We start from the raw sequence: 3,642 nt of genomic DNA on the forward strand, positions 1-3,642 counted from the left end.
AAGAAACCGTCCGGATAATGATAATCGTATTGACTGTGATAAGGATGGAGTTATATTTATTACCTCTCAAGGTGAGCGAAAAACATACTGGGATAATTATCAGGCCATAAGAGCATTTAAATACACAATGGCATTTATCCCAAAAGATCGAAAAGGGATGTATCTTCTTGTTCCGATCGAGAATCCCCAAAATGTCACAACTTTTCTCGAAGAGAATGGAATAAGTATTGATGTGATTCGATAGTATTTTATATAGGAAAAGGGACTAACGGAAATGTTACTCTCACCAAAGAGGAATTCATCAGAAGGCTCAGCATTGAGAATCTGTCACTTGAGCCCGACGGATCCGGTTCGGTCCTGGTCGGTCTTGATGGCATGTTCACAGATCACGCATATTCTGTGTCTGTAAATGCCGACGGAACATGTGAAGCAAACGGACTGGTCGGTTAAGCTGTCTGATGCAGGAGATTAAAGCGGAATACAGATCTGATGTTCAGAATAATATTGCTGCTCCGTAATAATCAGCCGATTGCTTAACATATTGTTATCACTTTATTTTTACAAATCAAAAGATATCCTCCTGACAATCTCTATACTAATAGATATAACCTTGACCATACTGCGATATTGATCGGAAAGGACGGATACTATGAAAAAGAAATTGCTGACAACCCTCATCTCATTAACATTTATAGCAGGTACCGTTCCCGGCATTCCGGTTATGGCGGACGGGCAGGACCCGGAAACCTGCACGGTAACCTTTGTAACTGACGGTCAATACGTCGTCGAAGGAGAAGGGATCACGGAAAACGGCGAAGGCAACTATGAAGTTACCGTTAATTGCGGTGAAACTGCAGCAAAGCCGGATTCTCCGGTTTTCCGGGATGTATCTTCCGAGGATGATGATGTAACATTCCTGTCCTGGATAACAAAACCGGTTGAAGATCTCCCGTCCGAATGTTACTACGAAGATTTTGTATTTGATTTTAATAAGCCTGTTACCGAAGACATTTTTGTTTATGCGGCATCTGTGACTGATATTTATATTTACCAATATGACTTAAGTGAATCGAAGGTCAGTACAGACTGCGGAACGACTTCGCTCTCAAACGCCCTTTATGAAAATGATGTAGATATCAGTACAGCTGATGAAGGCGCTGTTACGGTAATCTGGGGTTCGGAGGTCTGGCTTTTGGCGGAAGCGGATGAAGGTTATTATTTTTCCGGCTGGTCAGGAAGCGAATCTCCTGATGACATCACGCAAGAATACTCTCTGGTCTGGTTCATTGTCGATGACAGCGAACAGATTTACGCGCTCTTCGATAAAACCTTTCCGATAACTGTCACGCTTCATTCGAGCAGCATTAACGGAGAAGACGAATTTGAGCCGATAGTAATAGAAACATATGCCGGGATAGATCCCGTAGAACTGTTCAGCTCTTACCTGAAAGAAAATGATCAGTCCCATTTCTTCGAGAGTGATGCTTACAGCAGAAACCAGATGTATATCAGCACTCTTCCTATGTCCGAATTCTCATCCTATGACGAATTGGAGGACAGCGAAGATTACTTATACATGCTGAACGGCGACGAAGAAAGCTTATACGGATGGGGTATTCTTGACAGAGGATTAAAAGAAGATCTGAATCTGTATGCCTATACTCTCATTCCTGTTCCGATGATCGAGTTTACAATAACTCCTCCGGAGATCGGGAGCCTGGCATCAGAGACACCTTTTGAGATAACTGTCCCTGAAAATGCCGGTTACGGCCCGAATCTTTCGGACGGTGATGCTAACGGCTCATGGTGTATCCTCGCTGAAGGGGATTATCTGGACGTATTTGAGGATGTTTTCGAAGAAGGCACAGACTATTACGGATTGTTCTTTATGGACGTTGATTTCGGATACACTCTGGCTCTCTCTAAAGAGGACATAGTCATACACAACGGCGAGCTGTACGAATTTTTCAACAGAGGCAATTTTGCATTTATCGAGTTCAAAGTTGATATGACGGAAACCCCGACTTACAGTTGTGAATCAGGCAATGACCAGACTATTACGCCCGGATCCGGCAAAGATGCGGAATTCATATTCAAGTCTGATAACGGCGATGATTCAAAGACTTTCGAAGACTGCACCGGCATCTTCGTAGACGGCAAGGCCATTCCGGAAACGGTCACAGATGATCTCGGAAACACGGTTCCCGCATTTACCTTAAAGGAAGGAAGTCTCATCGTCACACTGAAGGCGGCCTACCTCAACACATTGTCAGAAGGCAGCCACACACTCACTGTCAACTTCAGGAACGGTCAGAGTGCTTCTGCGGAATTCACGGTCAAGGCCGCTTCTTCTCCCGCAGGCATTCCCTCCACCGGTGAGAGTATGAGCTCCCTGATCATCCCCGGTGTAATGCTCATAGGCTTAGCCATCTTAAGCGGTGGCGCACTTGTGGTATTCAGGAAAAAGAGAAGAGCATAAGTCAGACAGGTTAGGGATCGTCCGGTTATCCGATCTTTTTAATACACAATATGATGAATTATCCCGGAGGAATTTTATGACAAAGAAAGAATATCAGGCGCTGGCTAATCCGGTGTATACCACAGGCAAGGGAACGGCACTTACAATGGCTTCCGTAGGAAACAAGGATGCCATGTCCATAGTATCTAAAATGGATCTCAGTGAGCTGGCAGGTCAAAGAGGTAATGTTCCGCCTGAGATCAAAAGAGGTTATGCGATCGCACTCGAAGCCAGATATGAAGTGAGCAATGAGATGATCAGAAGAGAGAATAAACCTGTGATCATCGATCTTCCGTCAGGCTATACTCCCAGAGCAATGTTAGCTCCCGGAATGAACAAGAAATACATAGGCATGGATCTTCCTGTTGTTGCTGATGAGATCGGCCCTATCGTAAAAGAGATCATTCCGGACGAGTACGGAATATCCGTACAGTTTTACGGTGTGGATGCAACGAATTACGACTCCATGAAAGAGGCGCTCAAAGGCGCAGACGGAGAAGTGTGCATTGTAATGGACGGTATTCTCGGATATTTCAATGAGCCTGAACTTATCTCTGTATGTGAAAACATAAAGAAGATCCTGACAAGATTCGGAGGAAGCTGGGTGACCGGTGATGTAACAGGTCTGTATTTATTCGGTGCAACATTTGCAGCTCTGTTCAAAGAGAATCCTGAAATGATCAATGCTTTTTCCACCAATACAGCCAATCAGATGTCTGATGTGACTCTGGGTCAGAACAGCATGCTGATCGGAGGCGCAGATAAGGCATTGGAGTTTTTGGCAGGTCAGGGTTTCAAAGTCGAGCGGGTCTCTTATTCTGATCTGCTTCCTGACACATTGCTCTCTGTGGCAGGCGATAATGAAGCACTTAGTGCGCTTCGTGCTTCTTACAAAGAGATAGAGATGTGGAAGATGACTCTGGATCCGGCTGCCGGTAAAGTCACAGAAGAAGTTGCGGGCAAGGATTTCTCGGCAGTTCTTGATAATTCGGCAGGCGGACTTAATGTATCGCTCAGCGGAAGACTTGATACCCTCACCGCACCGGATCTTCTCGAGAAATATGAGAAGAAAGTCGGAGGGCCAAGCGGTCTTAGGAAGACAAATAAGGCAGTCAACTCCTTGG

At 45.0% G+C, this 3,642-nt stretch carries 4 protein-coding genes; all 4 read left to right on the forward strand.

From position 1 onward, the window contains the following. Positions 1-244: hypothetical protein (locus AC52RT_RS09720; RefSeq protein ID WP_495540557.1), on the forward strand; the 244-nt coding region annotated here is incomplete at its 5' end. A gap of 8 nt (positions 245-252) precedes the next feature. Next, on the forward strand, positions 253-450 hold the full coding sequence (locus AC52RT_RS09725) for a DUF2262 domain-containing protein (protein WP_495540560.1): 198 nt from the start codon (positions 253-255) through the stop codon (positions 448-450). A gap of 199 nt (positions 451-649) precedes the next feature. Then, positions 650-2,479, forward strand: coding sequence for a hypothetical protein (locus AC52RT_RS09730; RefSeq protein ID WP_495540558.1), 1,830 nt, complete (start codon positions 650-652; stop codon positions 2,477-2,479). A 76-nt stretch (positions 2,480-2,555) separates the two neighbouring features. Then, positions 2,556-3,642: hypothetical protein (locus AC52RT_RS09735; protein WP_495540559.1), on the forward strand; the 1,087-nt coding region annotated here is incomplete at its 3' end.

Source organism: Peribacillus sp. (assembly GCF_059453735.1).

Excerpts from the sequence above, each read along its gene's own strand:
- AC52RT_RS09730 (WP_495540558.1), top strand. The coding sequence starts at position 650 with ATGAAAAAGAAATTGCTGACAACCCTCATCTCATTAACATTTATAGCA.